This window comes from Colwellia sp. BRX8-7 (genome assembly GCF_014077275.1).
Classification (GTDB): Bacteria; Pseudomonadota; Gammaproteobacteria; order Enterobacterales; family Alteromonadaceae; genus Colwellia_A.
The window spans coordinates 1-5736 of the sequence record NZ_JACGVP010000038.1; the positions used below are offsets into that span (position 1 = coordinate 1).

The window sequence follows — 5736 nt, forward strand, 5'->3', positions numbered from 1 at the left end:
ATATATTTATAACTTCTTAGAAAATATCAGATATGTATAGATTAATCATCATTATATTATTGATTTGTGGGTATTAACTAATTATGGCGTAAAGAATTATTACTTTAGCAGAAAGCTAACTAATGGCCACAGTGAAGACATTAGCATTTGAGAATTTATACTGAAAATTTTTGTATGTTTTGATCTAGAGCGGACATGGATGAACAATCAAATTACTCTTGCAATTTCCCGATAGTGGACGTTCCTCATAAATATAAAAATGATGAGTTTTGTCTATGAGTCGCTCAACCTGAATGTAAAATAGACTATGGCGTCGTTCACAGAATATCATTAGCAAAACTGGTTGTGCTTTACTGGAATTAGCGATATTTTTAAATTCATAATACTGAAGAACGAGGAACCGCCGCCATCAATACAACAAACAGTCGAACAGCGAGTTAATATTAATTAAGATCATTTATCTGGTACCGTTATGAAGTGATACGAAAAAACCAATGATTTTTTAACGTAACATGATATTTGAGATACTTTACATGCTCATATTAAAGACATCAGTCAAACTTTAAGCTTACCTTGTCGCAGGATGAAAATAATAATGCAGCGCTTCACATTCAGCAGGACTGATTAATTATAGTTAATTGAGCAATTCCCGCTAATCTTATTCATATTAAATGGCGTATAAATCACCATTTTTATCATTTAGGCTTCGATTCAGATAATAATTTTTCAAACTCATTAATAGGTATTGGCTTACCAAAAAAATAGCCCTGAAAATTTTTACACCCTTGACTTAATAGAAATCTTTGCTGTTCTTCAGTTTCTACACCTTCTGCAATTACATTCAACCCCAAACTATGTGCCATCGAAATAATAGTCGTAACAATGATTTCATCGCTAATATTTATACCTAGATCACGTACAAAGGATTGATCAATTTTAAGCTGATACAATGGCAATCGCTTTAAGTATTGTAACGATGAATAACCCGTACCAAAGTCATCTAATGAGAACTGAATACCAATTGCTGCCAAATCATTCATTTTGGCAATAATCTCTTCTATATTTATCAACAATAAACTTTCAGTTAACTCGATTTTTAGGAGTGACGAATTGATGTCATAAATATCTATAGCATTTTTGATTGTGTCTACAAAATTAATTTGATGAAATTGCTTAGCGCTGACGTTAATTGCTATTGATAGTCCTGCGGTATCAGCATTACTTTGCCAAGCTTTAAGTTGAGCACAAGCGGTTTCCAATACCCATATTCCTATTTCAACAATAATACCTGAGTCTTCTGCTATTGAAATAAAATGAAAAGGAGAAATTAAACCTTGCTTAGGATGAATCCAGCGTATCAGTGCTTCCGTACCTGATGGTTTATTTGAACTATCCATTTGTATTTGATAATACAACTGGAATTGTCGATGTTCTAGTGCGTAGATCAAATCACGTTGAAGCTCTACTCGGTGATTAATGGTAGTCTGCATCTGTGGTTCAAAAAAGCATAAGGCATTACGGCCATCATTCTTAGTCTCATACATGGCAATATCAGCTTGTTTTAACAGTTCTTCAATTGTTAACTCGTGGCCGAAAAATAATGTCGCGCCAATACTGATAGTACCCACATGGGTATAGTTAGCCATTTTATAAGGCTCGTTAATCTTATCTAATATTTTACCTGCAACAACTTTCGTCTCTTCTTCCGCAGTCATTCTGTTACAATTTAATCCCTCTAATAGAATGACAAATTCATCGCCTCCAAAACGTGATACCGTGTCAGTATCTCGTACGCAAGCGGTTAATCGTTTAGCCACTTCTTTGAGTAAGATATCACCTATATCATGACCCTGTGTATCATTAAGTGTCTTGAAGTCGTCCAGATCGAGAAACAGCACAGCGCCATAAAGGTGCCTACGAGCGCTAAACGTTAATGCTTGTTTTAACCTGTCACTTAACAGTCGTCGATTAGGTAATTGCGTTAGGGGATCATAAAAAGCAAGTTGCTCTATTTTAATGGCATCAGCTTTTTGTTGGCTAATGTCTGCAACCATTGCCATAACATAATCAACACTGCCATCTATTTTACGAACACAGCGCACCACTAACATGGTGGTAATAACTTTGCCTGTTTTACTAATAAAACGCTTTTCCAAGCTGTAACCTTCAACTTTATTAGAAAATATGTTATTAAATTGTTGTATATCGGTTTCTAAATCATCAGGGTGTGTTAGTTCAGCCCAAGTCATCTTTTGTAGCTCTTGTTCGGAATATTCCAACATATTGCACAAGCAATTGTTGACACTTATCCAACCTCTTTCGGGAGAGGTGATAGCTAAACCCACTAGATCTAATGAGTAAAATGAAGCCAATTGCATTTCTCTTTGGGTTAAACTATCGAGCATACGATCGAACTGTCGAGCGAGTAATGCCGCTTCATCAGTACCCTGCATGTTGACACGTAAATGATTAGCACCTGCTTGTACTTTATTAGCGACCTTTTGAATAGTAAACAAGCGGCGGGTCAAGTAATGGCTAGCCAGTGTGGTAATGAGTGTACCCAATAAAATAGTAATTAGTGCATAATAAAAACCATTTGTTTTAATTTTTGCTATTTGATCGACAAAGGGTTTACGGTCTAAACCAATACGTACCCAGCCAATTTTTCGGTCCGCTAAAATGATGGCTTTGGTGACATCAATAATATTAGTGGTCAAATGTACAGTTTGATGTTCGTTTTCTTTTGGTAATTCAGTTATGTACAAGCCGACTTTATCTTTCTCCGTATGTGCCATAACTTGTCCACGAGGGTCTAATACTATGGCGTGTTTTAAATCGGGATAGCGAGAAACACCATCGACAATGTCCTGTAAACCACTGAAGTCTCGCGAAGCGACCCAGATTGCCGATGAGGTCGATAAACTGTCAGCAAGGGCAACGGCTTGAACTTTATATTGTTCGATTTTAACCGTTTGCGCGTGATGGATAATATTCCAGACAAATAACCCCATCATTAATGTCACCGTTAGCGTCATACCAACAATTAATTGACGATGTAAGCTTCCTAACATTAATTGTTGCAGCGTTTTAAACATTATTTATTCTCCACTGGACGTACTTTATCTTCGAAGTTTTTTATGTAAGTACGTACGACATCATAGTCCTCATCATTGGCGCTAGTGATTCGAGCTGTTTCCATGCCTGTGAGAATAACTTGCCCATGCTCTGAATCACCTAAATTGATGAGTAAACTCTGTATTTGTTTACTAATTTTGTCAGGGACATCATCTCTTATCATTACTGAATTATTAATCAATGAGGGCGTTTGCCAAACAACTTTCAGTTGCTTTGCTTGTTCGGGGTTATCTTTTTTAAATGATCGCCAAGATGGTGGCCAAGTGGCACCTACAGTGACATTACTAAGATAAACATTCATGATTGAAGACTCTTGAGAACCAACATAAACATTTTCAGTATGTTGATTGATATCGATGCCATGAGTGTACAAAAAATATTGCGGCATAATCGCGGCGGCAAGTGCTGTGGGCGCTGGGTAACTTACACGTTTACCCTCTAATTGGAGGGGTTCAATAATATCATTATCTTTACGAACAATAAATATCCCCTTAAAATCATCAGCGTCTCCTGCCATACCTATAACATGATAACCGCTATCCATTGCTTGCACTGTCTGCCAAGGATTTGGTAATAACAACTCCGGTTGGCGGGCACGAAATTTCTTTTCAAAGGTTTGATAGTCTCGTGATGCTTCCAACTCAATCTTAATATATTGTAGTTCGCTATTTAGGTAATCAACCAGCGGTTGATAAGCCTCGAACAATTTTTGAGGATTATGTAACGGGTGAATAGCAAGACGATAGACTATAACACCATTGTCGTTGGGTGAGGTACTACTATACTGCAAGGTATTGTCAGTCGTTTTTTGCTCACAGGCAGTCAAGAGATAGGCAATAAATATAATAAGTAATTTTTTCATAGAAAGTCCACTTATCATAGTAAGTTATCTTTTTGAATTTGATAATAACTTATTATTATAAATTTGATAATAACTTTTTAATTTGAAAAAATCACTTGCGTAATATACCACATATACCACATATACCAAGATACAAAAGGTATGAATTGCATGGGTTTTGATTAGGATATCGATCAATAGACCATAAATATATTATTTCAAATTTGGGTAAGCAGTGCCAAATACCTTGAAAAACACTGCTTGCCTTTGAACGTCAGATACTTGGTATGGGTTTTTATTAATTCAGACTAAGTTTGTATGAAATTAATCTAAAACTGTAAACACAGTAAAAACATAAATTATGTTTTATTGACTTGAGCTTATTTTGGGAGACGAGTAACACTTAGTAGAGTTTGTCCGAAAATATTTGAATGTGGTTTTTTTATATTTTAGATATATTTAAAAACTAGTGCTTTTAACTAATATCAGACACTAAATTAGAATGGCATTTATTGGCTTATAGAGATACGTAGATGATGAGACAGTAAATTGCTTTTTGTGATAATAAAGTAAGTCGCAAAACCATTTTATCAACGTCCGCTTAGTCGATAATTATTAGGTTGGCTATCGACCTGCTTAAGTCAACCAACGTTTGTACTGTTGACCTACATCAACGCTCACAATATAAAAATATAACTTCTTCTTTGCGCACTTTGTGATCATTAGCCAATCAAGTTAACCGCCGCCGCTTTATGCTCAGGCGCTAAATGCGCATATCTTAATGTCATTTTTAAATCACTATGACCTAATAACTCACGCACGGTATTTAAATCAACACTTGCCATGACTAACTTACTGGCAAAGTGATGACGTAAATCATGAAAACGAAAATGAGTGATGTTGGCTTCATCTAATATTTCAGCCCAAAGAGACGGAAAGTCTTTTAAAGGTTCATTGTTCCTACCTTTAAAAACATAACCTTCGCTACCTGATAGTTTTTGCCAATGGATAAGTTGATTAAACGCCTCTGTATTGAGCGGTATATGACGGGTATTACCAGACTTAGCGTTTTGAAAATCTACTGTCAGTATTTTATTATCAAAGTTAATATCATGCCATTGTAGAGATAATAACTCCCCTTTGCGCATGCCTGTATTCATTGCGAGTAAAACGATGACTTCTAAAAACGCTGTATCGCATACTTTTAGGCTTTCACGTAACCTACTTTCCTCATCTTTAGACAAGTAACGTACTTTTGAGTTATCAACGGTTAGTGTTTTAACCTTACGTAAATCATGACTATCAATAACACCCCATTCAACCGCTCGACTTAAACAGCCCTTAATCGTGTTTATTTGACGATTAGTTGTTGCAGGCTTAACACCATCAGCTAAACGCTTATTTCTCCATTTCTCGATCTCCCACGCGTTAATATCGGATAATTGAAAGTCCATCAACTTAGGAAATGATGATTTAAACGCTGTCACTGTTTTTTCGGCTGTTTTAGGATTGCGTGATTTAAGCCAAGGTGTGTACTTTTCATCTAAGAAGTATTGAAGTGAAGAGAGTTTGGAATATTTGGTACTAGTACGTTCTTGTTTCCTTAACGCTTGAACATCTACACCTTGAGTAACATCGGCAATTTTACTTTTTGCTAAATCTCTTGCTTGAGCAGGTGTCATTTGACCATCAACACCTAATCGGTAATTAACCTGTTTTCCGTTTAAGCGATAAAACAGGTAATAAGTGATCAAACCTAA

3 protein-coding genes are annotated in these 5736 nt (G+C 35.9%); all 3 read right to left on the minus strand.

Features of this window, described 5'->3' with window-relative positions; all coding sequences use genetic code 11:
* Positions 1 to 695 precede the first annotated feature (695 nt).
* Positions 696 to 3095 carry an EAL domain-containing protein gene (locus H4J57_RS18955; protein ID WP_182243916.1) on the minus strand — a complete coding sequence of 800 codons (2400 nt, stop codon included), beginning with the start codon at positions 3093 to 3095 and terminating at the stop codon, positions 696 to 698.
* On the minus strand, positions 3095 to 3997 hold the full coding sequence (locus H4J57_RS18960; protein ID WP_182243917.1) for a phosphate/phosphite/phosphonate ABC transporter substrate-binding protein: 903 nt from the start codon (positions 3995 to 3997) through the stop codon (positions 3095 to 3097). The genes H4J57_RS18955 and H4J57_RS18960 overlap by 1 nt, the downstream gene beginning before the upstream one ends.
* 701 nt (positions 3998 to 4698) lie before the next feature.
* Positions 4699 to 5736 (minus strand): site-specific integrase (locus H4J57_RS18965; RefSeq protein WP_182243918.1); only part of this gene is annotated, 1038 nt, incomplete at its 5' end.